26 protein-coding genes, 1 tRNA gene and 1 pseudogene are annotated in these 25,023 nt (G+C 70.3%); 15 read left to right on the top strand and 13 right to left on the bottom strand.

The annotated features are described in order from the left end of the window. Positions 1-35 precede the first annotated feature (35 nt). Together ACWGJM_RS18615 and ACWGJM_RS18610 are read right to left on the bottom strand one after the other, a co-directional pair. Positions 36-677: a hypothetical protein gene (locus ACWGJM_RS18615; protein ID WP_453412747.1), complete on the bottom strand. Its 642-nt coding sequence runs from the start codon at positions 675-677 to the stop codon at positions 36-38. Further along, entirely contained in the window at positions 674-1,327 is a 654-nt protein-coding gene (locus ACWGJM_RS18610; protein WP_453412746.1) for an RNA polymerase sigma factor, read from the bottom strand. The genes ACWGJM_RS18615 and ACWGJM_RS18610 overlap by 4 nt, the downstream gene beginning before the upstream one ends. Positions 1,328-1,476: 149 nt before the next feature. Here ACWGJM_RS18610 and acs point away from each other — a divergent pair, with 149 nt between their 5' ends. The 5 genes from acs (at position 1,477) to ACWGJM_RS18585 (ending at position 6,916) form a co-directional block, all read left to right on the top strand. Beyond that, entirely contained in the window at positions 1,477-3,432 is a 1,956-nt protein-coding gene (gene acs, locus ACWGJM_RS18605; RefSeq protein WP_453412745.1) for an acetate--CoA ligase, read from the top strand. A 182-nt stretch (positions 3,433-3,614) separates the two neighbouring features. Further along, entirely contained in the window at positions 3,615-5,060 is a 1,446-nt protein-coding gene (gene nhaA / locus ACWGJM_RS18600; protein ID WP_453412744.1) for a Na+/H+ antiporter NhaA, read from the top strand. A 55-nt stretch (positions 5,061-5,115) separates the two neighbouring features. Beyond that, entirely contained in the window at positions 5,116-5,607 is a 492-nt protein-coding gene (locus ACWGJM_RS18595) for a phage holin family protein (protein ID WP_453412743.1), read from the top strand. Further along, entirely contained in the window at positions 5,604-6,551 is a 948-nt protein-coding gene (locus ACWGJM_RS18590; RefSeq protein WP_453412742.1) for an alpha/beta fold hydrolase, read from the top strand. The genes ACWGJM_RS18595 and ACWGJM_RS18590 overlap by 4 nt, the downstream gene beginning before the upstream one ends. A gap of 185 nt (positions 6,552-6,736) precedes the next feature. After that, positions 6,737-6,916 carry a hypothetical protein gene (locus ACWGJM_RS18585; RefSeq protein WP_355938962.1) on the top strand — a complete coding sequence of 60 codons (180 nt, stop codon included), beginning with the start codon at positions 6,737-6,739 and terminating at the stop codon, positions 6,914-6,916. A gap of 62 nt (positions 6,917-6,978) precedes the next feature. Here ACWGJM_RS18585 and ACWGJM_RS18580 read toward each other — a convergent pair whose 3' ends face one another. Genes ACWGJM_RS18580 through nth form a run of 3 tightly spaced genes read right to left on the bottom strand, consistent with a single transcriptional unit; the run spans position 6,979 to position 9,812 of the window. After that, on the bottom strand, positions 6,979-8,178 hold the full coding sequence (locus ACWGJM_RS18580; protein WP_453412741.1) for a MarP family serine protease: 1,200 nt from the start codon (positions 8,176-8,178) through the stop codon (positions 6,979-6,981). Between the two features lie 13 nt (positions 8,179-8,191). Then, the gene (locus tag ACWGJM_RS18575) at positions 8,192-8,923 is read right to left on the bottom strand and encodes an NUDIX hydrolase (protein ID WP_453412740.1); all 732 of its coding nucleotides are present in this window, start codon (positions 8,921-8,923) and stop codon (positions 8,192-8,194) included. Positions 8,924-8,975: 52 nt separating this feature from the next. Then, complete coding sequence (gene nth, locus ACWGJM_RS18570; protein WP_453412739.1) at positions 8,976-9,812, bottom strand: endonuclease III; 837 nt, start codon at positions 9,810-9,812, stop codon at positions 8,976-8,978. 276 nt (positions 9,813-10,088) lie between these two features. On the opposite strand from nth, the gene ACWGJM_RS18565 reads away from it, so the two are divergent. Next, positions 10,089-10,763: a Crp/Fnr family transcriptional regulator gene (locus ACWGJM_RS18565; RefSeq protein WP_030734182.1), complete on the top strand. Its 675-nt coding sequence runs from the start codon at positions 10,089-10,091 to the stop codon at positions 10,761-10,763. A 169-nt stretch (positions 10,764-10,932) separates the two neighbouring features. Beyond that, positions 10,933-11,760, top strand: a complete 828-nt coding sequence (locus ACWGJM_RS18560; RefSeq protein ID WP_453412738.1) for a nucleotidyltransferase — start codon at positions 10,933-10,935, stop codon at positions 11,758-11,760. Between the two features lie 6 nt (positions 11,761-11,766). Here ACWGJM_RS18560 and ACWGJM_RS18555 read toward each other — a convergent pair whose 3' ends face one another. The 4 genes from ACWGJM_RS18555 to ACWGJM_RS18540 all read right to left on the bottom strand — a co-directional run bounded on the left by ACWGJM_RS18555 (position 11,767) and on the right by ACWGJM_RS18540 (position 14,166). Next, positions 11,767-12,597 (bottom strand): MBL fold metallo-hydrolase, encoded by an 831-nt coding sequence (locus ACWGJM_RS18555; protein ID WP_453412737.1) that lies wholly within the window; start codon positions 12,595-12,597, stop codon positions 11,767-11,769. Continuing rightward, a complete protein-coding gene (locus tag ACWGJM_RS18550; protein WP_453412736.1) occupies positions 12,594-13,475 on the bottom strand; it encodes an NUDIX hydrolase in 882 nt (293 codons plus the stop codon). The genes ACWGJM_RS18555 and ACWGJM_RS18550 overlap by 4 nt, the downstream gene beginning before the upstream one ends. A gap of 68 nt (positions 13,476-13,543) precedes the next feature. Further along, positions 13,544-14,008, bottom strand: a complete 465-nt coding sequence (locus ACWGJM_RS18545; protein ID WP_453412735.1) for a RidA family protein — start codon at positions 14,006-14,008, stop codon at positions 13,544-13,546. Further along, a complete protein-coding gene (locus ACWGJM_RS18540) occupies positions 14,008-14,166 on the bottom strand; it encodes a DUF4177 domain-containing protein (protein ID WP_003991873.1) in 159 nt (52 codons plus the stop codon). The genes ACWGJM_RS18545 and ACWGJM_RS18540 overlap by 1 nt, the downstream gene beginning before the upstream one ends. A 72-nt stretch (positions 14,167-14,238) precedes the next feature. On the opposite strand from ACWGJM_RS18540, the gene ACWGJM_RS18535 reads away from it, so the two are divergent. Both ACWGJM_RS18535 and ACWGJM_RS18530 read left to right on the top strand, forming a co-directional pair. Further along, positions 14,239-15,216, top strand: a complete 978-nt coding sequence (locus ACWGJM_RS18535) for an ArsA family ATPase (protein ID WP_453412734.1) — start codon at positions 14,239-14,241, stop codon at positions 15,214-15,216. Then, positions 15,213-16,562 carry an ArsA family ATPase gene (locus ACWGJM_RS18530; protein ID WP_453412733.1) on the top strand — a complete coding sequence of 450 codons (1,350 nt, stop codon included), beginning with the start codon at positions 15,213-15,215 and terminating at the stop codon, positions 16,560-16,562. The genes ACWGJM_RS18535 and ACWGJM_RS18530 overlap by 4 nt, the downstream gene beginning before the upstream one ends. A gap of 43 nt (positions 16,563-16,605) precedes the next feature. Here ACWGJM_RS18530 and wblA read toward each other — a convergent pair whose 3' ends face one another. Next, complete coding sequence (gene wblA, locus ACWGJM_RS18525) at positions 16,606-16,944, bottom strand: transcriptional regulator WblA (protein WP_389143597.1); 339 nt, start codon at positions 16,942-16,944, stop codon at positions 16,606-16,608. Between the two features lie 407 nt (positions 16,945-17,351). Between wblA and ACWGJM_RS18520 the strand changes: the two genes are divergently transcribed. Continuing rightward, positions 17,352-19,652, top strand: coding sequence for a transglycosylase domain-containing protein (locus ACWGJM_RS18520; protein ID WP_453412732.1), 2,301 nt, complete (start codon positions 17,352-17,354; stop codon positions 19,650-19,652). Between the two features lie 72 nt (positions 19,653-19,724). Here ACWGJM_RS18520 and ACWGJM_RS18515 read toward each other — a convergent pair whose 3' ends face one another. After that, positions 19,725-20,192 (bottom strand): GatB/YqeY domain-containing protein, encoded by a 468-nt coding sequence (locus ACWGJM_RS18515; protein WP_453412731.1) that lies wholly within the window; start codon positions 20,190-20,192, stop codon positions 19,725-19,727. Positions 20,193-20,330: 138 nt separating this feature from the next. On the opposite strand from ACWGJM_RS18515, the gene ACWGJM_RS18510 reads away from it, so the two are divergent. The 3 genes from ACWGJM_RS18510 (at position 20,331) to ACWGJM_RS18500 (ending at position 22,293) form a co-directional block, all read left to right on the top strand. Continuing rightward, on the top strand, positions 20,331-21,257 hold the full coding sequence (locus ACWGJM_RS18510; RefSeq protein ID WP_453412730.1) for a metallophosphoesterase: 927 nt from the start codon (positions 20,331-20,333) through the stop codon (positions 21,255-21,257). A 92-nt stretch (positions 21,258-21,349) separates the two neighbouring features. Further along, entirely contained in the window at positions 21,350-22,186 is an 837-nt protein-coding gene (locus ACWGJM_RS18505) for a Pr6Pr family membrane protein (RefSeq protein ID WP_453412729.1), read from the top strand. A gap of 33 nt (positions 22,187-22,219) precedes the next feature. Beyond that, positions 22,220-22,293, top strand: a tRNA-Pro gene (locus ACWGJM_RS18500). Positions 22,294-22,370: 77 nt separating this feature from the next. On the opposite strand, the pseudogene ACWGJM_RS18495 reads toward ACWGJM_RS18500, so the two are convergent. Then, positions 22,371-22,517, bottom strand: a pseudogene (locus tag ACWGJM_RS18495) (site-specific integrase); the annotation flags it as partial. Positions 22,518-22,659: 142 nt separating this feature from the next. Here ACWGJM_RS18495 and ACWGJM_RS18490 point away from each other — a divergent pair. Next, positions 22,660-23,142, top strand: coding sequence for a hypothetical protein (locus ACWGJM_RS18490; RefSeq protein WP_453412728.1), 483 nt, complete (start codon positions 22,660-22,662; stop codon positions 23,140-23,142). 155 nt (positions 23,143-23,297) lie between these two features. Here the strand turns inward: ACWGJM_RS18490 and ACWGJM_RS18485 are convergent, their stop codons facing one another. After that, positions 23,298-23,426, bottom strand: coding sequence for a hypothetical protein (locus ACWGJM_RS18485; protein WP_453412833.1), 129 nt, complete (start codon positions 23,424-23,426; stop codon positions 23,298-23,300). 559 nt (positions 23,427-23,985) lie between these two features. Between ACWGJM_RS18485 and ACWGJM_RS18480 the strand changes: the two genes are divergently transcribed. Beyond that, the gene (locus ACWGJM_RS18480) at positions 23,986-24,879 is read left to right on the top strand and encodes a phosphorothioated DNA-binding restriction endonuclease (protein ID WP_453412727.1); all 894 of its coding nucleotides are present in this window, start codon (positions 23,986-23,988) and stop codon (positions 24,877-24,879) included. Positions 24,880-25,023 lie beyond the last annotated feature (144 nt).

The following is a 25,023-nucleotide window of genomic DNA, read 5'->3' as shown; positions in this document are numbered from 1 at the left end:
GCCGGGGGCCGCCCTCTGCGGGGACCAGGGGCCGCCTAGCCGACGGACTCCGGTTCGCAGGGTGCGATCTTGCCCTTGACCGCGTAGAAGAACTCGCTCGGCGTCGCCTCGGGGTCCTTCTGGCTGATGTTCTCGATCGCCAGGGAGTCGCCGGGGTTCAGGGTGACCTGCCAGAGGTGCCGCAAGGCCGGGTCGGTCGGGCCGACCGGGACGGAGCCCTCCTTGGGCTGCTTCTTCCCGATGAAGCCCCGCATCATCTGGTTCGACAGCAGCTCACCGCGTGGTTGCGCGCACTGGTGGCCGTACGCCAGGTCGTCGACGGTGACGTGGATGCCGTCGGCACGCAGTCGTTCGGTGAGTTGGCGCTGGCCCGTCGGGCCGATGCCGACCTTCAGCAGGCTGAAGGTGACGGTGCCGTCGCCGTGGCGGTCCAGCGCGTACGCCGGTGATTCGGCCGGGGAGCCGGGCACCAGTACCATCGCGAGCCCGGCGACCGCGCAGGCCCCGGCGGCGAGGGCGAGACGGCGGCGGGTGAACAGCGGACGGCCCGGAGCGGGTGCTTCGGGCCCACCGATGTGCTCGCCTGCGTCGAGCGTCCGCCGTGCGACCTCACGTCGCTCGATCTCTGCCTGCAACTCCGCCAGCAGCCGGTCCTCGAACATGGCCTTCGTTGTCACGCCTCTCCCCCAGTTCCTCCGTTGACGTACGACAGTGACGTGCCCCTCGGGCCCGGGGCGGGCGGTTCCGCGTCCGTGCGCTGGGACTCCGTGCGCAGGGACTTGCGGGCCCGGTGGAGCCGCACGCGGGCGGTGACCTGGCGGATGCCGAGCGCGGCCGCCGCCTCGGTGACCGTGAGCTGATCGACCGCGATCAGTTCCATGACGGCCCGCTCCCCCTCCGGGAGCCGCTCCAGTGCGGCCAGGGCGCGGCGGCCCGGGCTCTCCGCGTCGAGCTTGTCCTCGAGGCGGGAGATGTCGTCGCCCTCCAGCAACCGCCGCCCCGAGATGCGCCGGACACGCTCGGTCTCCCGGGCCACGCGGCGGTGCTCGCCGGAGACCACGTTGCGGGCGATGCCGTAGAGCCAGGCCGTCTCGCTGCCCCGGGACGGCCGGTAGGTGTGGGCCGAGTCCAGGACCGCGAGGAAGACCTCGGCCGTCAGGTCGGCCACCGTGTGGGCGTCGGCGACACGCCGGGCCACGAAAGATGTCACCGCATCCACATGGCGCCGGTAGAAATCTTCGAAGAGCTGTGGGTCGCGAGCCGCCGCAGCCGGCCCGCCCCGTATCACTTCCACTCGGTCTCCCCTTCGTCGCCGGTGGCGGTTCATCTGTACTTGGGCCGGGACGTGAAAGGCGTTACAAGAGCAGACCGATATATAGGTCTAAACCAATTTTCCGTCGGCCCTTGTCACCGGACCCCCGGGTCTGATGAGCTGTGGCCTGGGACACAACGGACACCCTGCGATTGGGAGATGTCGTGAGCAACGAAAGCCTGGCCAACCTGCTCAAGGAAGAGCGCAGGTTCGCGCCGCCCGCCGAACTGGCCGCGAACGCCAACGTCACGGCGGAGGCGTATGAACAGGCCAAGGCTGACAGGCTCGGCTTCTGGGCCGAGCAGGCACGCCGGCTGACCTGGGCCACCGAGCCCACCGAGACGCTGGACTGGTCGAACCCGCCGTTCGCCAAGTGGTTCAAGGACGGCAGTCTCAACGTCGCCTACAACTGCGTGGACCGCCATGTGGAGGCGGGGCACGGCGACCGGGTCGCCATCCACTTCGAGGGCGAGCCCGGCGACAGCCGGGCGATCACCTACGCCGAGCTGAAGGACGAGGTGTCCAAGGCGGCGAACGCCCTGCTGGAGCTCGGGGTTCAGAAGGGCGACCGGGTCGCGATCTACATGCCGATGATCCCGGAGACCGCGATCGCGATGCTGGCCTCGGCCCGGATCGGCGCCGCGCACTCGGTCGTCTTCGGTGGCTTCTCCGCGGACGCGCTCGCGACGCGCATCCAGGACGCCGACGCCAAGGTCGTCATCACCGCCGACGGCGGATACCGGCGCGGCAAGCCGTCCGCGCTCAAGCCGGCCGTGGACGAGGCGATCGCCAAGGTCGACAACGTCGAGCATGTGCTCGTGGTCCGCCGCACCGGCCAGGAGGTCGCCTGGAACGGCGAGCGGGACGTGTGGTGGCACGAGGCCGTCGACCGGCAGTCCGCCGAGCACACCCCGGAGGCGTTCGAGGCGGAGCACCCGCTGTTCATCCTCTACACCTCGGGTACGACGGGGAAGCCCAAGGGCATCCTGCACACCTCCGGCGGCTATCTGACGCAGACGGCGTACACGCACTGGGCGGTGTTCGACCTCAAGCCGGAGACGGACGTGTACTGGTGCACGGCCGACGTCGGCTGGGTCACCGGGCACTCGTACATCGTGTACGGGCCGCTGGCGAACGGCGCGACCCAGGTGATGTACGAGGGCACGCCGGACACCCCGCACCAGGGCCGGTTCTGGGAGATCGTGCAGAAGTACGGGGTGACGATCCTGTACACGGCGCCGACCGCGATCCGTACGTTCATGAAGTGGGGAGACGACATCCCCGCGAAGTCGGACCTCTCCTCCCTCCGCGTCCTCGGCTCGGTCGGCGAGCCGATCAACCCCGAGGCGTGGATCTGGTACCGCAAGAACATCGGCGCCGACCGCACGCCGGTCGTCGACACCTGGTGGCAGACCGAGACCGGCGCGATGATGATCTCGCCGCTGCCGGGCGTCACCGCCGCCAAGCCCGGCTCCGCCCAGACCCCGCTGCCCGGCATCTCCGCGACGGTCGTCGACGACGAGGCGCGCGAGGTGCCCAACGGCGGCGGTGGCTACCTGGTGCTCACCGAGCCGTGGCCGTCGATGCTGCGTACCATCTGGGGCGACGACCAGCGGTTCATCGACACGTACTGGTCGCGGTTCGAGGGCAAGTACTTCGCCGGTGACGGGGCGAAGAAGGACGACGACGGTGACATCTGGCTGCTGGGCCGGGTGGACGACGTGATGCTCGTCTCCGGGCACAACATCTCCACCACCGAGGTCGAGTCCGCCCTCGTCTCCCACCCGTCCGTCGCCGAGGCGGCCGTCGTCGGCGCCGCCGACGAGACCACCGGTCAGGCGATCGTCGCCTTCGTGATCCTGCGCGGTACGGCGTCCGAGGACGACAAGCTCGTCGGCGAGCTGCGCGACCACGTCGGCAACACGCTCGGCCCGATCGCCAAGCCGAAGCGGATCCTGCCGGTGGCGGAGCTGCCGAAGACCCGCTCCGGCAAGATCATGCGGCGTCTGCTGCGGGACGTCGCGGAGAACCGCCAGCTCGGTGACGTCACCACGCTGACCGACGCCACGGTCATGAACCTCATCCAGGCGAAGCTGCCGGCGGCACCCAGCGAGGACTGAGCAGGACTGAGCAGGGCTGTTCAGGGGCACCCGCGCGTCGCACGCCGGGTGCCCCTTTCACCGTGCGCAGGGTGCCCTGTCACCGCACGTTAGGTAACGTAAGCAAAAAACGTCCACATCAGGTGCGCCGGGAAGTCTGGTCGGCATGTGCTCCGTCCTGCCCACCGACCGGAGGTCACCCCGTGCCCGCGCCCCGCACCACCGCTCCCCGCAAGGTCCTCGGACGGCTGTCCCTGCCCGAGCGGACCTACGTCGCGGATGCCCTGCGCACCGAGACCGTCGGCGGTGTGCTGCTGCTGGTCGCCGCCGTCGCGGCCCTGGTCTGGGCGAACGTCCCGGCGCTGCACCACAGCTACGAAAGCGTCAGCCACTACCGCCTCGGCCCCGCAGCCCTCGGTCTGAACCTCTCCGTGGCGCACTGGGCGGCCGACGGACTGCTCGCGGTCTTCTTCTTCGTAGCCGGCATCGAGCTCAAGCGCGAGCTCGCCGTCGGTGACCTCCGGGACCCGAAGGCCGCCGCGCTGCCCGTGGTCGCCGCGCTGTGCGGCATGGCCGTACCGGCGCTCGTCTACACCCTCACCAACATCACCGGCGGCGGCTCGCTCGCCGGCTGGGCGGTGCCCACCGCCACCGACATCGCCTTCGCGCTCGCCGTGCTCGCGGTCATCGGCACGGCGCTGCCCAGCGCCCTGCGTGCCTTCCTGCTCACCCTGGCCGTCGTCGACGACCTGTTCGCGATCCTGATCATCGCGGTCTTCTTCACCGAGCACATCGACTTCGCCGCGCTCGCCGGCGCGGTCGCCGGGCTCGTCGCTTTCTGGCTGCTGCTGCGCGTGGGCATACGCGGCTGGTACGTGTACGTGCCGCTCGCGCTGGTCATCTGGGCGCTGATGTACAACAGCGGCGTCCACGCCACCATCGCGGGCGTCGCCATGGGACTGATGCTGCGCTGCACCACCCGCGAGGGCGAGCAGCACTCGCCCGGCGAGCACATCGAGCATCTCGTGCGCCCCCTGTCGGCGGGGCTGGCCGTGCCGCTGTTCGCGCTGTTCAGCGCCGGGGTGGCGGTCTCCGGCGGGGCGCTCGCGGACGTGTTCACCAAGCCGCAGACGCTCGGCGTGGTGCTCGCGCTGGTCGTCGGCAAGACGATCGGCGTCTTCGGCGGTACGTGGCTGACCGCCCGCTTCACCCGGGCCTCGCTCAGCGATGACCTCGCATGGGCCGACGTCTTCGCCGTGGCGACGCTCGCCGGCATCGGCTTCACGGTCTCGCTGCTCATCGGCGAGCTCGCCTTCGAGGGCGACGCGGTCCTCACCGACGAGGTGAAGGCCGCCGTACTGACCGGGTCGCTGATCGCGGCGGTCTGCGCGACGGCCCTGCTGAAGGTGCGCAACGCCAAGTACCGCAGGTTGTGCGAGGAGGAGGAGCGGGACGAGGACCTCGACGGCATCCCGGACATCTACGAGCAGGACAACCCGGCCTACCACTTGCGCATGGCGGAGCTCCTGGAGCGCAAGGCCGCCGAGCACCGGCGTCTCGCCGTGGACCTCGCGGAGACGGCCGCCGGACGCCACACGAGTGCCGAAGTGCCGGACAGGGCAGGCGAGGAAGGCGACCGTCCGGCATGATCTGACGAGACGGTACAAAACGAGACGGCACGAAAAGACGGAGAGGGAGACCGCGATGAGCGCACCCGACGGCAGCCCGGTCGGCGCCGAACGCAGCATCGGCCAGCTGTTCGCCTCGGCGACGACCGAAATGTCGGCGCTGGTGCACGACGAGATCGCACTGGCCAAGGCCCAGCTGAAACAGGACGTCAAGCGCGGCGCGACCAGCGGCGGCGCCTTCACGGTGGCCGGCGCGGTGCTGCTGTTCTCCCTGCCGATGCTCAACTTCGCCCTCGCGTACGGCATCCGGACCTGGAGCGGCTGGAACCTGGCGGTCTGCTTCCTGCTGTCCTTCGCGGCCAACGTCCTCGTCGCCGGCGGTCTCGCGCTGATCGGCATGTTCTTCGCGAAGAAGGCGCAGAAAAACAAGGGCCCGCAGAAGGTCGCGGCGTCCATGAAGGAGACGGCGGGCGTCCTCCAGAAGGCCAAGCCGCACCCCCGCCAGGCGCCGGCCCTGGAGGACCGGTCCCCCGCGGCCATCGAGGCTGTGGCACGCTCGTCGTCATGACGGACCCCGCCGCTTCGGCACACCCTTTCTCGGTCGCACGGCTGGACGTTCCCGGCGGCCGGGAGGTGAAGCACCGGGACGTCGCCGCCAACGGCGCCCGCTTCCACATCGCGGAGCTGGGCGACGGCCCGCTGGTGCTGCTGCTGCACGGCTTCCCGCAGTTCTGGTGGACGTGGCGGCACCAACTCGTCGCGCTCGCCGACGCGGGCTTCAGGGCCGTCGCGATGGACCTGCGGGGCGTGGGCGGCAGCGACCGCACCCCGCGCGGGTACGACCCGGCCAACCTCGCCCTCGACATCACCGGCGTGGTGCGCTCCCTCGGCGAGCCGGACGCCGCGCTGGTCGGCCATGACCTGGGCGGCTACCTGGCGTGGACGGCCGCCACGATGCGGCCCAAGCTGGTGCGGCGGCTCGCGGTGGTGTCCATGCCGCATCCGCGGCGCTGGCGCGCGGCGATGCTGCGGGACGCCCGGCAGACGGTGGCCGGCTCCTACATCTGGGGGTTCCAACGGCCGTGGATCCCGGAGCGGCAGCTGACCGCCGACGACGGGGCGCTGGTGGGCGAGCTGATCCGGGACTGGTCCGGGCCGCGGCTGCCGGACGACGAGGCGGTGGAGACGTACCGCCGGGCCATGTGCATCCCGTCGACCGCGCACTGCTCGATCGAGCCGTACCGCTGGATGGTCCGGTCGCTGGCCCGCCCGGACGGTATCCAGTTCAACCGCCGCATGAAGCGGCCGGTTCGCGTGCCCACGCTGCATCTGCACGGCTCCCTCGACCCCGTCATGCGCACGCGGAGCGCGGCCGGTTCGGGCGAGTACGTCGAAGCCCCGTACCGCTGGCGGCTGTTCGACGGGCTCGGGCACTTCCCCCATGAAGAGGACCCGGTGGCCTTCTCCTCGGAGCTCATCAACTGGCTGAAGGATCCGGAGCCCGACCGCTGACGCGCGCGTGCCCCGGATCCGGCCCGGTCGGCCGAAAAGACCCGGACCGGATCGGTGACCGCGCCAATGCGCCCGGTATCCGAACCTGAACACCTGTTCCACGAACGGCCACATGCCCAGCGCATAGGCCAATTGAGGGGCTCCGAGGCGGTTATCGACCTTGGGGCAGGGGCACACGTCCGGGTATGGGCTGGACGCACGACTACAGTGACGCACCCCGTAACCGACGCTCGGCCACCGGCCTGAGCTCGCACCGGGGAGGCGCTCCGCAGATGCAGGGCACGGACCTCCGGGTGGGAATCCCGCGCATCCTGCGCCGCCGGGCCCGCTGGGTCTCGGTACGCCTGCGTCATCCCCGCGGCTGAGCCCCACGCGACCGACCACGGCCGGGCCCCGCCGCGGCTGAGCCTCGTCGGCGACCGTCGCCCTAGAGAGCGCAGCTGTCGGTGCCCACCTGCTGGTTCGCGGAACGTCCCTGGTCGATGTCCTGCTGGATCTCGTCCGCGGTGAGCGCGTAACCGGTCTCGGCGTCGTCGAGGGACTTCGCGAAGACCACGCCGTACACCTTGCCCTTGGGCGTGAGCAGCGGGCCCCCGGAGTTGCCCTGGCGGACGGTCGCGTAGAGCGAGTAGACGTCACGGCGGACGGTGCCGCGGTGGTAGATGTCCGGGCCGTTGGCGGTGATGCGTCCGCGTACACGCGCGGCGCGGACGTCGTACGACCCGTTCTGCGGGAAGCCCGCGACGATCGCGCCGTCGTCGCTCGCCGCGTCCTTCGCGGAGAAGCTGAGGGGGCGTGCCTTCAGGTCGGGGACGTCGAGGACGGCGATGTCGCGGTGCCAGTCGTAGAGGACGACCTTCGCGTCGTACTTGCGGCCCTCTCCGCCTATCTGCACGGTCGGCTCGTCCACGCCGCCGACCACGTGCGCGTTGGTCATCACGCGGCGGTCGGCGAAGACGAAGCCGCTGCCCTCCAGGACCTTGCCGCAGCTCTGGGCGGTGCCCATGACCTTGACGACGGACCGCTGGGCGTGCGCGGCGACCGCGCTGCCCGCCAGGGCCGGGTCGGGGGGCTGTACGTCGGTGATCGGCTCGTTGGCGAAGGGGCTGAAGACCTGCGGGAAGCCGTTCTGCGCGAGGACGGAGGAGAAGTCCGCGAACCAGGTGTTCGCCTGGGCGGGCAGCGCCTGGGAGACCCCGAGGAGCACCTTGGAGTTGCGGACCTCCTTGCCCAGCGTCGGCAGCGTGGTGCCCGCGAGGGCGGAACCGATCAGCCACGCCACGAGGAGCATCGCGACCACGTTGACCAGGGCCCCGCCGGTGGCGTCCAGGGCGCGGGCGGGGGACCAGGTGATGTACCGGCGCAGTTTGTTGCCGAGGTGGGTGGTCAGGGCCTGGCCGATGGAGGCGCAGACGATCACGACCACCACGGCGACGACGGCGGCGGTCGTGCTGACCTGCGCGTTGTCGGTCATGGCGTCCCAGACGACCGGCAGCGTGTAGACGGCGACGAGACCGCCGCCGAGGAAGCCGATCACCGACAGGATGCCGACGACGAAGCCCTGGCGGTAGCCGACGATCGCGAACCACACGGCGGCGACCAGCAACAGGATGTCCAGCACATTCACGGGGATCACCCTGTCATGACCGCCAGTCGAGCGGGACCTGCTTCTCCCGGTCCCACGGGCGCTCCCAGCCCGCGTAGTGCAGCAGGCGGTCGATGATCCCGGCCGTGAATCCCCAGACGAGTGCCGATTCGACCAGGAATGCCGGACCTCGGTGACCGCTGGGGTGGACGGCTGTGGCGCGGTTGGCGGGGTCCGTGAGATCCGCCACGGGGACCGTGAAGACCCGGGCGGTCTCGTTCGGGTCGACAACGCCCACCGGGCTGGGCTCGCGCCACCAGCCGAGCACCGGGGTGACGACGAAGCCGCTGACCGGGATGTACAGCTTGGGCAGCACGCCGAAGAGCTGCACCCCTGACGGGTCGAGACCGGTCTCCTCCTCGGCCTCGCGGAGTGCGGCCCGCAGCGGTCCGTCGCCCTTCGGGTCGCCGTCCCCGGGGTCGAGGGCGCCGCCGGGGAAGGAGGGCTGCCCGGCGTGGGAGCGCAGCGAGCTCGCGCGCTCCATCAGCAGCAGCTCGGGACCGCGCTCGCCGTTGCCGCCGTTGCCGCCGTCGCCGTCGCCATCGCCGTCGCCGAACAGGATCAGCACCGCGGACTGGCGGCCCGCGCCGTTCTCGGGCGGCAGGAAGCGGCTGAGCTGTAGCGGCTTGACCGTCTCCGCGGCCCGCACCACCGGGTCGAGCCAGGCCGGCAGGTCCACCTTGCTGAGCGTCACCGCACCGCCCTGGGTATTGCTCGCCTGCGTCATCGCCACCCCCGTTCTGCCGTCTTCAACGCCCGGGTGCCTCGAGATCGTTCCGTCATACGGCCCCCAGCGGCGGCGCCGGGCGGCCGCCCGCGTCGAGGTAGGCCTGCGGGGGCTTCAGGCGCTGGCCGGGGAAGCCGCCCTTCTCGTACTTCAGGAGCTTCTTGGCCTTCTCCGGGTCGGTCTCCCCCTCGCCGTACGCCGGGCAGAGCGGGGCGATGGGGCAGGCGCCGCAGGCGGGCTTGCGGGCGTGGCAGATGCGGCGGCCGTGCCAGATCACGTGGTGCGAGAGGTCCGTCCAGTCGCTCTTGGGGAAGAGCGCGCCGACCTCGGCCTCGATCTTGTCCGGGTCGCTCGCCTCGGTCCACTTCCAGCGCCGCACCAGCCGCTGGAAGTGCGTGTCCACGGTGATGCCGGGCCGCCCGAAGGCGTTGCCGAGGACGACGAAGGCGGTCTTGCGGCCGACGCCGGGCAGCTTGACCAGATCCTCCAGCTTCCCGGGGACCTCGCCGCCGAACTGCTCGGTCAGGGCCTTGGACAGCCCTATGACCGACTTGGTCTTGGCCCGGAAGAAACCGCACGGGCGGAGGATCTCCTCGACCACCTCCGGGTTCGCGCCGGCCAGGTCCTCGGGAGTGGGGTACTTGGCGAACAGCGCGGGCGTGGTCTGGTTGACCCGCAGGTCGGTGGTCTGGGCGGACAGGACCGTGGCGACCAGGAGCTGGAAGGGGTTCTCGAAGTCGAGCTCCGGATGGGCGTACGGGTAGACCTCGGCAAGTTCGCGATTGATGCGCCGGGCCCTGCGGACGAGAGCGGTGCGCGTCTCGGTCGCGGGTACCTTTTTAGCTGTTTTGACTGTTTTATTACCGCGGCTGGGATTCTGTTCGCCCACAGCGGAATCACGACGTACAACCACCCGCCCAGCCCCCTTGGCCTGTGCTCTCACCGGCGATTTGGACACCCGGCCAGCCTAAAGCCCGGCACCGACATCCGCCCCGGACCCGGAAGATCGGCCCCCGATTGGACCCCGCCCGCTTACCTCGGGACACCTGTGCGGCATCCTTGTGACAGATCACACTGTTTGGATCGTCCGGCAAAATGGGGAACACGGTCCCCTGGCACATGGGGGAGCAAGATCCCCTGAGCAGGTCGACAAGGGAGATAACTCGTGGACGACGTTCTGCGGCGCAACCCGCTCTTCGCGGCGCTCGACGACGAGCAGGCCGCGGAGCTCCGCGCCTCCATGAGTGAGGTGACCCTCGCGCGCGGTGACTCACTGTTCCACGAGGGCGACCCCGGTGACCGGCTGTACGTCGTCACCGAGGGCAAGGTCAAGCTCCACCGGACCTCCCCCGACGGCCGCGAGAACATGCTGGCGGTCGTCGGTCCCGGCGAGCTCATCGGCGAGCTGTCGCTGTTCGACCCGGGCCCGCGCACGGCGACCGCGACCGCGCTGACCGAGGTCAAGCTGCTGGGTCTCGGCCACGGCGACCTCCAGCCCTGGCTGAACGTGCGTCCCGAGGTGGCCGGCGCCCTGCTGCGCGCCGTCGCGCGCCGCCTGCGCAAGACCAACGACGCTATGTCCGACCTGGTCTTCTCCGACGTCCCCGGGCGCGTCGCCCGCGCCCTGCTGGACCTCTCCCGCCGCTTCGGCGTGCAGTCGGAGGAAGGCATCCACGTCGTCCACGACCTCACGCAGGAGGAGCTGGCCCAGCTCGTCGGCGCCTCGCGCGAGACCGTGAACAAGGCGCTGGCGGACTTCGCCCAGCGGGGATGGCTGCGCCTGGAGGCGCGTGCGGTGATCCTTCTCGACGTGGAGCGGCTCGCGAAGCGCTCGCGTTAGCCGCAGGGCGCTTGCGTTAGCCGCAGGGCTCTCGCCGTAGCCGCAGGGCTCTCGCCGTAGCCGCAGGGCTCTCGCCGTAGCCGCAGGGCTCTCGCCGTAGCCGCAGGGCGCTTCCGGCCCGCGCGGAAAATGGGCTGCCCGGCGCGCGTTCGCCGGGCACAGTGAGCGCATGGCCGAAACGGTTCCCCCGAAGGGTCTCGACGACCGGGGCCACATCGCGCGCGAGGGCTCCCTCGCCCGAGTCCCGCACGCCTTCCGCCCCGTCGTGGCAGCCGCCCGCGAGCGGCTCCCGGACGCCTTCGGTGCCCGCCTGCACAGCGCGTACCTCTACGGGTCGATTCCGCGCGGCACCGCGCGCGTGGGGCGCAGCGATCTCGATCTGCTGCTCGCCCTGCGTGAGGAGCCGACCGACGCGGACCGGCAGGCGGCACGCGCACTCGGTGAGGCGCTCGACAAGGAGTTCCCGCAGATCGACGGCGCGGGGACGCTGCTGTACGGCCGGGCCCGGCTGCTCAGCGGCCTGGAGAGGTACGACCTGGGGTGGTTCGTCGCCTGCCTGTGCACCCCGCTGCTCGGTGACGACCTCGCCGAGCACCTGCCCCGCTACCGGCCCGACGCGCTGCTGGCCCGCGAGACCAACGGCGACCTGGCCCGGTTGCTGCCGCGCTGGCGCGAGCGGATCGCGGGCGCGGCCGACAGCGAGGCCCGGCGGCCCCTGGTCCGCTTCATGTCCCGGCATCTCGTGCGCACCGGCTTCACCCTGGTGATGCCCCGCTGGAACGGCTGGACCAGCGATCTGCGCGAGATGGCCGAGGTGTTCGGCGCCTACTACCCGCCGCGCGCCGGACAGCTGCGCACGGCCGCGGAGTACGGCTACGAGCCGGTCGGCGGTCCGGACGTCCTGCGGTCGTACGTCGACGACCTGGGGCCCTGGCTGGCCGAGGAGTACGCGCGCGTGCACGGGGTGAAGGCCCCGCGCCCCGAGGACGGGCCCTAACGGGCCCTAGATGAGGCCGTGCTCGCTCAGGTAGTCCAGCTGGGCCCGCACCGACAGCTCCGCCGCCGGCCACAGGGTGCGGTCCACGTCGGCGTAGACGTGGGCGACGACCTGGCCGGGGGTGCGGTAGCCGTCCTCGACGGCCGTCTCCACCTGGGCGAGGCGGTGGGCGCGGTGGGCGAGGTAGAACTCCACGGCGCCCTGGGCGTCCTCCAGCACCGGGCCGTGACCGGGGAGGACCGTGTGGACGCCGTCGTCGACCGTCAGGGACCTCAGGCGCCGCAGCGAGTCCAGATAGTCGCCCAGACGGCCGTCGGGATGCGCCACGACGGTCGTGCCGCGTCCGAGGATCGTGTCGCCGGTGAGGACGGCACGGTCGGCCGGGAGGTGGAAGCACAGGGAGTCCGCGGTGTGCCCCGGGGTCGGTACGACCCTCAGCTCCAGGTCGCCGACCGTGATCACGTCACCGGCGGCCAGGCCCTCGTCGCCGAGCCGCAGCGCCGGGTCCAGGGCACGCACGCGCGTGCCGGTGAGTTCGGCGAAGCGCCCCGCGCCCTCGGCGTGGTCGGGGTGGCCGTGGGTGAGCAGGGTGAGGGCGACGCGTTTGCCGGCCTTCTCGGCCGCGTCGACGACCGCGCGCAGATGGCCGTCGTCCAGGGGGCCCGGGTCGACGACCGCGGCGAGCTCGGAGCCGGGCTCGGAGACGATCCAGGTGTTCGTGCCGTCCAGGGTCATAGCGGAGGCGTTGGGCGCGAGGACGTTGACGGCCCGCTCCGTGGCGGGCCCGGCCAGAGCTCCGCCGCGGGGCTGGCCGGGCAGGGCTGCTGCGTCCGTCATGCGGGGCCTCCACCGGGCGTCGGGAGTGTCGGGATGTGCTTGGTGAACTCGTCGTGGCCGGGCCAGGACAGGACGATCTCGCCGTCCACCAGGCGGGCCCGGGCCAGAACCGGGGTCAGGTCGCGCGCGGGCGCGGCGGCGAGGGCCGCGGCGGCGGTGCCGTACGGGGACAGCTCGCGCAGGGTGGCGATGGTGGGCGGCATCATCAGCAGCTCACCCTTGTCATACCGGGCCGCCGCGTCCCGCGGCCGGATCCACACCGTGCGGTCGGCCTCCGTGGAGGCGTTGCGGGTGCGCTGGCCCTCGGGCAGGGCGGCCACGAAGAACCAGGTGTCGTAGCGGCGGCTCTCGAACTCGGGGGTGATCCACCGGGCCCAGGCGCCCAGCAGGTCGGAGCGCAGCACCAGGCCGCGGCGGTCCAGGAACTCCGCGAAGGACAGCTCCCGGGCGACCAGGGCGGCGCGGTCCGTCTCCCAGTCGGCGCCGGTGGTGTCGCCGACGACCGACCCGGGCGTGGGACCGGCGAGCAGAACGCCCGCCTCCTCGTACGTCTCCCGCACGGCCGCGCAGACGATCGCCTGGGCACCGGCCCCGTCGACGCCGAGCCGGTCGGCCCACCACGCGCGCGTGGGACCCGCCCAGCGGATGTCGCGGTCGTCGTCGCGCGGGTCGACCCCGCCGCCGGGATACGCGTACGCGCCTCCGGCGAAGGCCATGGAGGCGCGTCTGCGCAGCATGTGGACGATAGGGCCGGTGCCGGCGTCCTTGAGGAGCATCACCGTGGCCGCTCGCCGGGGAAGCACCGGCGTGAGCGTGCCCTCCGCATGCGCACGGATGCGTTCGGGCCACTCCGGGGGATACCACTGCCCATTCGCCATGGCCGGAGGCTATCCCGTGGTGCGCGAATGTTCGAGAGGCGCCCGGGACCAGGGCATATCCCGGAGTGTTACGGGACGAGCTCCACCTGGACCTCGACCTCCACCGGCGCGTCCAGCGGCAGCACGGCGACGCCGACCGCGCTGCGCGCGTGCACGCCCCTGTCGCCGAGGACCTCGCCGAGCAGCTCGCTGGCGCCGTTGACGACACCCGGCTGGCCGGTGAAGTCGGCTGCCGAGGCGACGAAGCCCACGACCTTCACCACGCGCGCGATGCGGTCCAGGTCGCCGGCGACGGACTTCACGGCGGCCAGCGCGTTCAGCGCGCAGGTGCGGGCCAGCTCCTTGGCCTCCTCCGCGGTGACCTCAAGGCCCACCTTGCCGGTGACCGGAAGCTTGCCCTCCACCATCGGCAGCTGGCCGGAGGTGTAGACGTAGGGGCCGGACTGCACGGCGGGCTGGTAGGCGGCCAGCGGCGGCACGACCTCCGGCAGGGTCAGACCGAGTTCGGCCAGCCGCTCCTCGACGGCGCCCATTACTGCTTCTCCCGCTTCAGGTAGGCCACGAGCTGTTCGGGGTTGTTCGGCCCGGGCACGACCTGGACGAGCTCCCAGCCGTCCTCGCCCCAGGTGTCCAGAATCTGCTTCGTGGCATGGACGAGCAGAGGCACGGTTGCGTATTCCCACTTGGTCATGTGGCCGACTGTAGCCCCTGTTATCCACAGCCTCCCGCGTAGCCCGCGGGCGGACTGGTTAGGCTCGAAGACGTGAGCAGGCTCCAGGTCGTCAGCGGCAAGGGCGGGACCGGAAAGACGACGGTCGCCGCCGCACTCGCGCTGGCCCTGGCCACGGAGGGGAAGCGGACGCTTCTCGTCGAGGTCGAGGGTCGGCAGGGCATCGCACAGCTCTTCGAGACGGAGGCGCTGCCCTACGAGGAACGGAAGATCGCGGTCGCGCCCGGGGGCGGGGAGGTGTTCGCCCTCGCCATAGACCCCGAACTGGCCCTTCTGGAGTACCTCCAGATGTTCTACAAGCTCGGCAGCGCGGGCAGGGCCCTCAAGAAACTCGGCGCCATCGACTTCGCCACCACCGTCGCGCCGGGCGTGCGGGACGTCCTGCTCACCGGCAAGGCGTGCGAGGCGGTCCGGCGCAAGGACAGAAGCGGACGGTTCGCGTACGACTACGTGGTCATGGACGCGCCGCCGACCGGGCGCATCACCCGCTTCCTCAACGTCAACGACGAGGTCGCCGGGCTCGCCAAGATCGGCCCGATACACAATCAGGCCCAGGCCGTGATGCGTGTGCTGAAGTCGCCCGAGACGGCCGTTCACCTGGTGACGCTCCTCGAGGAGATGCCCGTGCAGGAGACCGCGGACGGGATCGCGGAACTGCGCGCGGCCCGGCTGCCGGTGGGCCGGGTCGTGGTGAACATGGTCCGGCCCGAGGTGCTGGACGCGGACGACGTGGAACTCGTACGGACCGTGGAGCACACCGCCGTCGCCCGGTCGCTGTCCGCCGCCGGGCTGGGCGGGGCGCGCCGGGGCGGGAACGCCGAGCGGCTGGTGGATCCGCTGCTGGAGCAGGCCGAGGAGTACGCCGAGCGGTACGCGCTGGAGCAGGAGCAGCGCGCGGTCCTCGGCGAGCTGGGCCTGCCGCTGCACGAGCTGCCGCTGCTCGCCGAGGGCATGGACCTGGCGGGCCTGTACCAACTCGCCCACGAGCTGCGGAATCAGGGGATGTCATGACTCCGGACCCGACCCAGGCGCAGGACACCGCACGCCACCGGCTCTCTCCCACGCGCGTGCTCGACGTCGATCCGCTGCTCGACGACCCCGAGACCCGGATCGTGGTGTGCTGCGGCTCGGGCGGGGTGGGCAAGACCACGACCGCGGCGGCGCTCGGGCTCAGGGCCGCCGAGCGGGGCCGCAAGGTGGTCGTCCTCACCATCGACCCGGCGCGCAGGCTGGCCCAGTCCATGGGCATCGACTCGCTGGACAACGTGCCGCGCCGGGTGAAGGGCACCGAGAACGACGGCGAACTGCACGCCATGATGCTCGACATGAAGCGCACTTTCGACGAGGTCGTCGAGGCGCACGCCGACCCCCAGCGGGCGGCCGCGATCCTGTCCAACCCCTTCTACCAGTCGCTCTCGGCGGGCTTCGCGGGCACGCAGGAGTACATGGCGATGGAGAAGCTGGGGCAACTGCGGGCGAAGGACGAGTGGGACCTCATCATCGTCGACACGCCGCCGTCGCGCTCCGCCCTGGACTTCCTGGACGCCCCGAAGCGGCTGGGCTCCTTCCTGGACGGCCGGCTGATCCGGCTGCTGACGGCCCCCGCGAAGCTGGGCGGGCGCGCGGGGATGGCCTTCCTCAACGTCGGCATGTCGATGATGACCGGCACGCTGGGCAAGCTGCTGGGCGGTCAGCTGCTGAAGGACGTCCAGACGTTCGTGGCGGCGATGGACACCACCTTCGGTGGCTTCCGTACGCGCGCGGACGCCACGTACAAGCTGCTTCAGGCGCCCGGCACGGCGTTCCTGGTGGTGGCGGCCCCGGAGCGGGACGCGCTGCGCGAGGCCGCGTACTTCGTCGAGCGGCTGGCCGCGGAGGACATGCCGCTGGTCGGGCTGGTGCTCAACCGGGTCCACGGCAGCGGCGCCGACCGGTTGTCGGCCGAGCGTGCGCTCGCCGCCGCGGAAAATCTTGAAGAGCCCCGCATTGTGGATCAGGGGGACGGGAAAGCTGGACTTCGTAACTCTCCCGACATGTACGGCAGTTCAGAATCTTCCGCGTCGGAGCCGACCGCGCCCGAATCTCCCACGGCAGACACCTCCACGGCGGGCACCTCCACGGCGGAATCCCCCACGGCGGAGCCCTCCGTCGACCGGCTCGCCGCGGGCCTGCTGAGGCTGCACGCCGAGCGCATGCGGCTGCTCTCCCGCGAGCAGCGCACACGTGACCGCTTCACCGCGCTCCACCCCGAGGTGGCGGTGGTGGAAGTGGCCGCGCTGCCCGGCGATGTGCACGACCTCACGGGTCTGCGGAACATCGGCGACCGGCTCGCTGCCGGCCGGCCCGAGCTTTCCTAGGCCCTGCGGTCAGCTCGCCTCGGCGGTCAGCTCACCTCCGCGGTCAGCTGACGGCCGCGTAGTTCTCGTACACCTCGTCGTCGTCAAGGGGCACGATTCCGGTTCCCCGCTCGTACTCCGAGCGCGCGGTCTCCAGGAGCCTGCGCCAGGAGGTCACGGTGGGTCGCCTGCGCAGCAGTGCGCGGCGCTCGCGCTCCGTCATGCCTCCCCACACGCCGAACTCGACGCGGTTGTCCAGCGCGTCGGCCAGGCATTCGGTGCGTACCGGGCATCCGGTGCACACCGCCTTGGCCCTGTTCTGCGCTGCTCCCTGAACGAACAGTTCATCCGGATCGGTAGTGCGGCAGGCAGCCTGCGCACTCCAGTCGATTACCCAGCCCATACCGGCGCCGTCCTCTCCCGAATCGAGGCTCCCCCACGGCGGCAGCGGCATATTCACCGCCGCCAGTTGAGGACGTTACGGAAGGTGGGCACAGCGCAACACCCCCTTCGGGCCCAATCTTGAATGGCCCGAACGGACTATGGGTAAGCGGCAGATCACCCGCGGGAGTGAGCTGGCGACATGCGTGACCATCCCGGCAAACCGGTACAGCTGTGGTGTGTCACAACGGGCGCCAGGTGACACACGAGGCGGATTCGGACACGCCGCCCACAAAAAAGTCGGCTACATCCGGAACGATTCGGGGTCGCAGGACGTATTGATACGTGGCCGCACTGCTGTGACAGTTGATAGCAGCTTAGGCCAAGGCCTTAACGCGTGTCCGGCGAATGAGAACGTAGGCTGCCCTCATGCCAAAGAAGCGCTCGGGCGGTGGTCTGTCGGCCACACAGCAGGCCGCCAAGTTCCTCGGTGTCAGTGTGCTCGCGGGAGCGGTGATGGCCGGCATCGCGCTGCCCGCGGCCGGCGCGCTCGGTCTCGCGGCCAAGGGTACGGTGCAGGGCTTCGACGAGATCCCCACCAACCTCAAGAGCCCACAGCTCAGTCAGCGCACCGCGATCCTGGACAGCGCGGGCCACAAGATCGCCTCCGTGTACTCGCGGGACCGTACGGTGGTGGACCTCAAGGACATCTCGCCGTACATGCAGAAGGCGATCGTCGCGATCGAGGACTCCCGCTTCTACCAGCACGGCGCGATCGACCTGAAGGGCGTCCTGCGCGCCCTGAACAAGAACGCGCAGAGCGGCGGGGTCGCCCAGGGCGCCTCCACGCTCACTCAGCAGCTGGTGAAGAACTACTTCATCGAGGAGGCCGGCGACGACCCGACGAAGGTCGCGCAGGCCACCCAGCAGACGCTGGGCCGCAAGATCCGCGAGCTGAAGTACGCGATCCAGCTCGAGGACAAGCTGGGCAAGAAGAAGATCCTCGAGAACTACCTGAACATCACCTTCTTCGGCGAGCAGGCCTACGGCATCGAGGCGGCCGCGCAGCGTTACTTCTCCAAGCACGCCAAGGACCTGAATCTCCAGGAGTCGGCGCTGCTGGCCGGCATCGTGCAGTCCCCGAGCCGGTACGACCCGGTCAACGACGAGGCCGAGGCCACCAAGCGGCGCAACACCGTACTCACCCGTATGGCTCAGGTCGGCGACATCTCCGGCGCGGAGGCGGACAAGGCCAAGAAGGCCCCGCTCGGACTGCACGTCAGGCGGCCGAAGAACGGCTGCATCACCGCCTCCAAGGGGGCGGCGTTCTTCTGCAAGTACGTCGAGAACGTCTTCCTCACCGACCCGGCCTTCGGCAAGACCCGCGAGGCGCGCGCCAAGCTGTGGAACAAGGGCGGCCTGACGATCCGTACGACGCTCGAGCCGCAGGCCCAGGAGTCGGTGCAGGCCTCCCTCAAGGAGCACGTCTACAAGTCCGACCGGGTCGCCGCGGCCTCCACCCTGGTGGAGCCCGGCACCGGCAAGATCCTGGCGATGGGCCAGTCGAAGCCGTACGGCTACGGCAAGAACGAGACCGAGTACAACTACTCCGTCAACCATGACATGGGCGGCTCGAACTTCGGCTTCCCGACCGGTTCGACCTTCAAGCCGTTCGTGGCCGCGGCCGCCGTCGAGGGCGGCAAGCCCGCGACGCAGGCGTACTCGTCGCCGTACAAGATGAACTACCCGAGCCCGGTGCAGACCTGTAGCAGCAAGCCGTGGGTCAACGACCGCTCGTACACGGTGGAGAACGAGAGCGAGTCCGAGAAGGGCCCGTACCGCATGAAGGAGGCGATGGCCAAGTCCGTCAACACCTACTTCGTGCAGCTCATCTCCGACATCGGCCTGTGCCCGGTGGTGAAGATGACCGACGCCCTGCACGTGGTGCAGGGCAACGGCGACAAGCTCCCCGAGAACCCCTCCATCGCACTCGGCGCGATCGGTCTCTCCCCGCTGACGATGGCCGACGCGTACGCCACCTTCGCCGCCCGGGGCATGTACTGCACGCCGGTCGCCATCGAGTCGATCACCCAGAAGATCGGTGACGAGCAGAAGTCGCTCGAGGTGCCGAAGTCGACGTGCTCGCGCGCGATGAGCGAGAAGACCGCCGACACGGTCAACACCCTGCTGCGCGGCGTGATCGACTCCGGTACGGGTCAGCAGGCCGGACTCAGCGACCGCGAGAGCGCGGGCAAGACGGGTACGACGGACGAGCGGAAGAACGCCTGGTTCGTCGGCTACACGCCCAACCTGTCCGGTGCGGTCTGGGTCGGCAGCGCCAAGCAGAACGTGAAGATGGTCAACATCACCATCGGCGGCCACTACAACGACCTCGTCTACGGTGGCCAGGTCCCCGGCCCGATCTGGCGCGACGCCATGGCCGGTGCTCTGGTCGGCAAGGAAGCCCCCGACTTCAACCTCGTCGACATCCCGGACGACAACAAGGACAAGGGCGACGGCAAGGGCAAGGGGCACGGGAACGGGAACGGCGACGGTAACGGCGACAACACCGGTGGTGTCATCGGCGGGCTCATCGGCGGCCTGACGGACGGCGGTACGACCGGCGACAACAACGGCTCCCCGACACCCACCTTCTCCTTCCCGGAGGGCTTCATCCAGGGGCAGGGCAACGGGGGGAGCAGGGGGAACGGGAGCGGCGGGCAGCGCTGATCCCACCGGGCGACGCGGCGGGGCCGCACCCTCCGACCGAGGGTGCGGCCCCGCCGTCGTACGCGGTGGCGGTCAGCCCGCCAGCAGCTTCTTGACCGCGGCGGCGACCCGGCCGCCCTCGGCCTGGCCGGCCACCTTCGGGTTCACGATCTTCATCACGGCGCCCATGGCCCGCGGCCCCTCGGCACCGGCGGCCCTGGCCTCCCCGACGGCCTGCGCCACGATCGCGTCCAGCTCCTCGTCGGACAGCTGCTTGGGCAGGTACGCGGCGAGCACCTCGCCCTCCGCCTTCTCCCGCTCGGCCTGCTCGGCGCGACCACCCTGCGCGAAGGCCTCGGCCGCCTCGCGGCGCTTCTTGGCCTCCTTGGTGATCACCTTCTGGACCTCGTCGTCGGAGAGCTCGCGCTTCGTCTTGCCCGCGACCTCCTCCTTGGTGATCGCGGCGAGCGTCAGCCGGAGCGTCGAGGAGCGGAGCTCGTCACGCTCCTTGATCGCGGCGTTGAGGTCGTCGTGAAGCTTCGACTTGAGCGTGGTGGTCATGGCTCGATTGTCGCAGGTGCGGTGACGCGAACGCCCGCTGATTTACGGGACTCCGCCGGGGGCCGTGGGGCGGCCCCACGGGGCGGCCCGTCTCGACGCCTGTCTCGACGCCCCGTCAGGGTCTGAGACGATGGAGGCATGCGCGCGCGATACGGAGTACCCCTGGGAGTCGTGGCGGCCGGCGCCGCCGGTCTGGTGTATGCGGCGGGCTTCGAGGCCCGTTCCTTCCGCCTCCGCCGGGTGACGGTGCCCGTCCTGCCCCCGGGCATGCGCCCGCTGCGGGTGCTCCAGGTCTCCGACATCCACATGGTCCGCGACCAGCGCAAGAAGCAGCGCTGGCTGCGCTCGCTGGCGGGCCTGCGCCCCGACTTCGTGATCAACACGGGCGACAACCTCTCCGACCCGGAGGGCGTGCCGGAGGTGCTGGACGCGCTCGGCCCGCTGATGGAGTTCCCGGGCGCGTACGTCTTCGGCTCCAACGACTACTACGGCCCCAAGCTCCGCAACCCCGCCCGCTACCTGCTGGAGAAGGCCAGCGGTCGGCACGGCCTGAACGGCAACCCGCCGGCCGTGGGCGCCATCCACAACCCGTGGGAGGACCTCCGGGACGGCTTCGACGGGGCGGGCTGGCTGAATCTGACCAACACCCGGGGCGAGCTCAAGATCGAGGGCATCTCGGTGGAGCTCACCGGCCTGGACGACCCGCACATCAAGCGCGACCGCTACGCCCGGGTCGCCGGCGGCCCCTCCGCCTCGGCCGACTTCTCGATGGGCGTGGTGCACGCCCCGTACCTGCGCGTACTGGACGCGTACACGGCCGACGGCTACCCCCTGCTCCTGGCCGGCCACACCCACGGCGGCCAGCTCTGCATCCCCTTCTACGGCGCCCTGGTCACCAACTGCGACATCGACACGGACCGCGTGAAGGGCCTGTCCACGCACACGGCGGAGGGCCGTACGGCCTACCTCCACGTCTCGGCGGGCTGCGGCACGAACCGCTACACGCCGGTACGGTTCGCGTGCCCGCCGGAGGCGTCGCTGCTGACGCTGGTGGCGAAGGAGTAGGAGACAGACGCGACCCGGATGCAAAAGGGTGGGGGTAACCCACCCGGGTCCACCGGATCGCCCCTTTTGCCCGCTCTGCCTAGCGTGAGGGGATGACCGCCCCGACGCCCCCGACACCGCCGTCACCTCGGGTACCCCGGACACCTCCCATACCCAGGGACATCCCCGACCTCCCCCCGGTGCCCGGCTCCCCCGCCCTGCCGCTCTCCCCGGTCCCGGCCGCGGCGGTGGTGCCGCCCGTACAGCGCCCCCTGACCGCGGTCTTCCGCCTGCTGATCGCCGTACTCGCGACGGCAGGCGTCGCGCTCGAGCTACTGCTGGGCAGCCCGGCCCGGACCCTGAGCTACTTCAGCGTCCAGAGCAACGCCCTGCTGGCCCTGACCTTCGCCGCCTCGGCCCACCGCGCCGGAACGGCCCGCCGCCCCCTGCCGTCGGCCCTGACCGGCGCGGTGCTGCTGTACGCCCTGATCGCGGCGGCGGTGTACCACCTGCTCCTCCCCCACACGACGCCCCCGTTCTCGATGACGGACGCGACCACACCCCCAGCACGCTGGCACGGCCAGTGGACCGCCCTTCAGCTCCTCCACACGGCCATCCCCCTAGGAGCCCTCCTGGACTGGCTCCTGCTCACCGCCCCCGGCCGCCTGAACCTGCGCCAGGCCACCACCTGGATGCTCTACCCCCTGGCCTACCTGGCCTTCTCCCTCACCCGAGCCGAACTGCTCCTCCCCGGCACCCCGGCCCGCTACCTCTACCCCTTCCTCGACGCCGACCAGGACGGCTACAAGCACACCCTCGCCAACGCCCTCCTCCTCGGCCTCTCCTCCTACACCCTCGCCGTCCTCCTGGTCGCCCTCGACCACACCCGCCCGAACCCCGTCCGCCGCCCCCGCAAAACCGGATTTCGTCTCCGGCCACCAGTGGGCTAAAGTAAACGACGTCGCCGCGACAAGCAGCGACACCGGGGTGTAGCGCAGCTTGGCAGCGCGCTTCGTTCGGGACGAAGAGGCCGTGGGTTCAAATCCCGCCACCCCGACAGTGCAGTAGCAGGTGAGGCACCTACCAGTCGTGGTAGGTGCCTCACCTGTTTCGTCTGCGTGTCTATCTGCGTGGCTACGGCTCCGGAATCCGGCTGAAGATGCCGTCCATGACCACGGCTCCAGTTTGGATCACGGGGCGGATCTGCTTCCGGTAGACATCCTCGGTCACGGCCGTACCGGAGTGGCCGACAAGGCGGGAGATCTCCTCCAGTGGGACGCCGAAACCAGCGGGTTCGCAGGATCTGAAGGTCGCCTGGTCGGGAACGCGCTGGCGGGCGTGGGTCATGGCGTGATGAGGCACGCGGGTTCGTCCGGGGTGGCTGGGGCATGATGAGGTCTCCAATCGGTGGGGGAGGGCCTCGGTGGGTTACGAGTTGCAGGCGGTGATCGCGGGTGACGAGTTGCTGCGTGCCGCGTCACGTGGCGTTGCTGGCGCCCGGGTGGCGCCGCTACGTCAGGGCCTGTCGCTGATGCCGATGACGGATGAGGTCTTCGACGCCGTCACGGGCGGCAGCACCGCGGGGGCTCTGGGGTTTTGGCGGTTGCCAGGAGGCTTCGAGAGGTTGCTTGCCCAGTGGTCCGCCGCAGGGCCCGTCGCCTATGTCGAGGCCGAGTACTTCGGTGGCGCCGGTGAGCAACGGGCCGCCGTCTGGGCTGATGGGGCGCTGGCAGTGGGGCCACTGGATACGCCGGCGAAGAAGTGGTTCTCGCGAGCAGTCAGCCCGATCTCGCAGGCTCTTCGGCCGCTCGGCGTGCGGAGCAGCCTGGGCGAGGACGAATTCGAGGCCGTGGGACTGGACCGCCATCGAAACAACGACGACTGGATCTCTTCCAGTACCTCTTGAGTCTCGGCGGCGACTTCCGGAATCCCGCACAGCCTGGCAAGTTGCTGGCCGAACTCGCAGAATCTGCCAGCAACTCGGAGAATTGACACGCACGAGCGGCAGGCAGAACGAGGGCCCTTACCTGCTCACTTGCACTCGCTACTGCCCTAAAGCCCTCATGGAACCCGCGTGAACTCCAATTGCTTGCCGCTTGGATCGAAGCCGAGATTCGCCGTGGCGATCCAGCGCTGTCTCTCCTCGTCCCAGTGCAGGCCGCCGTCACCACGGCTACGACGCTTGGTCATCAGGCGGCCTCCGCCAGCTGGCTTTCGACGAAGTCGTTTACGGCTTGGGCGGGTATGCGCGACCGACTTCGGCGGCGGCATGATGCGCAACGAGCAGGTGCGCGCGTACCTCACCTCGCAGGTCGCGCTGGCCGTGTGGGCGAGCCCGACGACATCGGCGCCGCCCTCGCTGCACTGCTCTCGGACGCCAACCGATGGGTCACGGCGCAGCGCGTCGAGATCTCCGGCGGGACAGAGCCTCTGAGGCCGGCATCGGCATCCGGGCACTTCGATTCTTGTGGACGGCTCGCCGCCTGACCGGCGACGCGTCGCCGAGAACCTGGAAGACCTCGGCCTGGCCGTCAGAACGGTGGCCTCCGTCATCACCATCCGGCAAGGGCTCACAACCACGGTCGCCGCACTGCGCGGTTGAAGGTCGGCAACGGGCAGCAATGCTGGGAGCCGTCTGGGAGCCGGCCCACTCCCCAGGCCCCTTCGAGACCCCGAGACGGTATTTCTTGCGCCGGACAAGATCTGATCGACCATGACGTGCGGCACAGTGTCGCTACGATCACCGGTCATGGATTGGCTGGACCGCGCCGCGAAGCTGAGGCAGTGGAGTCGGGACGGGGTGCGGGCGCCGCACAAGCCACTGCTGCTGCTCTACGCACTGGGCCGCTTTCAGGCGGATGCCGATGGCGCAATGCGGTACAGCGCCGTGGAGGCCGATCTGAAGCAGCTGCTGGCGGAGTACGGTCCGGCTCGCGAGACCACGCCCGCCTACCCCTTCCACCATCTGGTCAGCGACGGGGTGTGGGAGGTACGAACCGATCACGGCGCCGGTAGCCCCGGCACCGGGGTACGGGAACTGCGGGCCAGTGGCGCCACCGGGCGGCTGACCCCGGAGCTGCGGACGGCGCTCCGGCGCGAACCGTCGCTGCTGGGCCGCATGGCAAGGGTGCTCCTGGACCTGCACTTCCCTCCCTCGCTGCATCAGGACCTGTGCGACGCGGTGGGCCTGGAACCGGAGTTGGCGGAGACAGGCGCTGTGGCGGCGCCCGGGAGGCGGCAGCGGGACCGGCGCATGCGGGAGATGGTGCTGACCGCCTACGAGTACCAGTGCGCCTTCTGCGGCTACGACGGCATGATCGGCACGGCTCCCGTCGGACTGGAGGCGGCCCATGTGCGCTGGTGGGCGTTCGACGGCCCGGACGACGTCGACAACGGGCTGTGCCTGTGCTCGCTGCATCACAAGCTGTTCGACAAAGGCGTCCTCGGCATAGGCGACGGCCACCGTGTTCTGGTCTCGCAGGGCTTCGTCGGCCGCAGCACCAGCGCCCGCGAACACGTCACAGCACTCGCGGGCCGTCCGCTCATCGGACCGCAACCCGGCGTCCGGCCCATCGCGGAGGCCCACCGCTCCTGGCACACCAGCCAGGTCTTCCGAGGCTCTCCGCGCCCCAGCGCCGTTTAGAAGACCGGTCTTCGCATCCCTTGGCACCACCCGTAAAGAGCGAAGCCTGCTCACAGCTATCCGATAGCATCTTCAAATTCATGTTGATCACCCTCCAAAATCTACCAAATCGGCCAAACAATTGAGATTTATAACATCTGGGGC

The sequence above is a fragment of the Streptomyces sp. NPDC054834 genome, from assembly GCF_053611185.1.
This window is presented reverse-complemented; position numbering and strand designations above follow the sequence as displayed.

Excerpts from the sequence above, each read along its gene's own strand:
- ACWGJM_RS18585 (WP_355938962.1), top strand. The coding sequence starts at position 6,737 with ATGGGCTGGACGCACGACTACAGTGACGCACCCCGTAACCGACGCTCG.
- ACWGJM_RS18595 (WP_453412743.1), top strand. The coding sequence starts at position 5,116 with ATGAGCGCACCCGACGGCAGCCCGGTCGGCGCCGAACGCAGCATCGGC.
- ACWGJM_RS18560 (WP_453412738.1), top strand. The coding sequence starts at position 10,933 with ATGGCCGAAACGGTTCCCCCGAAGGGTCTCGACGACCGGGGCCACATC.
- ACWGJM_RS18505 (WP_453412729.1), top strand. The coding sequence starts at position 21,350 with ATGACCGCCCCGACGCCCCCGACACCGCCGTCACCTCGGGTACCCCGG.
- ACWGJM_RS18520 (WP_453412732.1), top strand. The coding sequence starts at position 17,352 with ATGCCAAAGAAGCGCTCGGGCGGTGGTCTGTCGGCCACACAGCAGGCC.
- ACWGJM_RS18510 (WP_453412730.1), top strand. The coding sequence starts at position 20,331 with ATGCGCGCGCGATACGGAGTACCCCTGGGAGTCGTGGCGGCCGGCGCC.
- ACWGJM_RS18515 (WP_453412731.1), bottom strand. The coding sequence starts at position 20,192 with ATGACCACCACGCTCAAGTCGAAGCTTCACGACGACCTCAACGCCGCG.
- ACWGJM_RS18590 (WP_453412742.1), top strand. The coding sequence starts at position 5,604 with ATGACGGACCCCGCCGCTTCGGCACACCCTTTCTCGGTCGCACGGCTG.
- ACWGJM_RS18540 (WP_003991873.1), bottom strand. The coding sequence starts at position 14,166 with ATGACCAAGTGGGAATACGCAACCGTGCCTCTGCTCGTCCATGCCACG.
- ACWGJM_RS18545 (WP_453412735.1), bottom strand. The coding sequence starts at position 14,008 with ATGGGCGCCGTCGAGGAGCGGCTGGCCGAACTCGGTCTGACCCTGCCG.
- ACWGJM_RS18485 (WP_453412833.1), bottom strand. The coding sequence starts at position 23,426 with ATGACCAAGCGTCGTAGCCGTGGTGACGGCGGCCTGCACTGGGACGAG.
- ACWGJM_RS18555 (WP_453412737.1), bottom strand. The coding sequence starts at position 12,597 with ATGACGGACGCAGCAGCCCTGCCCGGCCAGCCCCGCGGCGGAGCTCTG.
- wblA (WP_389143597.1), bottom strand. The coding sequence starts at position 16,944 with ATGGGCTGGGTAATCGACTGGAGTGCGCAGGCTGCCTGCCGCACTACC.
- ACWGJM_RS18550 (WP_453412736.1), bottom strand. The coding sequence starts at position 13,475 with ATGGCGAATGGGCAGTGGTATCCCCCGGAGTGGCCCGAACGCATCCGT.
- ACWGJM_RS18575 (WP_453412740.1), bottom strand. The coding sequence starts at position 8,923 with ATGACGCAGGCGAGCAATACCCAGGGCGGTGCGGTGACGCTCAGCAAG.
- ACWGJM_RS18480 (WP_453412727.1), top strand. The coding sequence starts at position 23,986 with ATGGATTGGCTGGACCGCGCCGCGAAGCTGAGGCAGTGGAGTCGGGAC.
- ACWGJM_RS18610 (WP_453412746.1), bottom strand. The coding sequence starts at position 1,327 with ATGAACCGCCACCGGCGACGAAGGGGAGACCGAGTGGAAGTGATACGG.
- ACWGJM_RS18530 (WP_453412733.1), top strand. The coding sequence starts at position 15,213 with ATGACTCCGGACCCGACCCAGGCGCAGGACACCGCACGCCACCGGCTC.